Below are 864 nucleotides of genomic sequence, written 5' to 3'. Positions count from 1 at the left end.
GGTCGCGAGGGAGTCCAGGTCAGGCATCACAACCGACCTTTGGACTCCCTCGCTTCATCTCATGCGTGCCAGCAAGCCCTTCGCATCAATCATCTAGCGGACGGGCCCCACCTGCCGCTCCGGTGCGGTCGGGCCGGTGGCGGCGTGCCGGGTCGGTGGTGCTGCGGTGGGCGTCAGGCGGAGCGGCGCGGGCGGGCGCGCCACAGCGAGGCGGCGCTGAACACGCACATCGCGGCGATCACCGCGGCGGAGACCAGGAAGGCCGGCGAGGTGGGCGAACTCGCACTCGCCCCCGCGACCACGTACGCGGTGGTGGTCGGCACCACGCCGAGGGCGGTGCCCGCCAGGTACGGCCAGAACCTCACGTTCGAGAACGCGCACGCCAGGTTGCCCGCCTGGAACGGCGCGCCCGGGAACAGTCGCACCAGCAGCACGCTGCGGAAACCCTGCTGGGACAACCGCCGGTCGATCTCCGTCAGCACCTTGCCGCGCACCAGCGGCCGCAGCGCCTCGCGCCCCAGCCAGCGCCCGAGCGCGAACGCCGCCGCCGCACCGAGCGCCGACCCGGCGACCGCCAGCGGCACGCCCCACAGCGAACCGAAGAGCACCCCCATGCCCGCGTTCAGCGCCGGGCGGGGCAGGAAGGCCACCGAACCGAAGGCGTACACCGAGAGCGCGATCGGCATCCGCCACGGGCCCGAGGCGGCCGACAGGACTGCGGACGGGTCCCACAGCAGCAGCGAGGCCGCGGCCGCGGCGATCAGCACGAGCAGTGCGCCGAGGCGCAGCAGCGCCCCGCGGCGCGGGCGGCGCAGCGGTGGGGGCGGGTCGACGGCCTCGGCGGGGGCGGGGGCGGGGCTGGTC

At 75.2% G+C, this 864-nt stretch carries 1 protein-coding gene; it reads right to left on the bottom strand.

Annotation, left to right across the window (positions count from 1 at the left end):
• Positions 1-173: 173 nt before the first annotated feature.
• A partial coding sequence (locus OO57_RS37905) for a TVP38/TMEM64 family protein (RefSeq protein WP_051778781.1) occupies positions 174-864 on the bottom strand: 691 nt, incomplete at its 5' end.

This window comes from Kitasatospora phosalacinea (assembly GCF_000717185.1).
GTDB classification, from domain to species: domain Bacteria; phylum Actinomycetota; class Actinomycetes; order Streptomycetales; family Streptomycetaceae; genus Kitasatospora; species Kitasatospora phosalacinea_A.
This window is presented reverse-complemented; position numbering and strand designations above follow the sequence as displayed.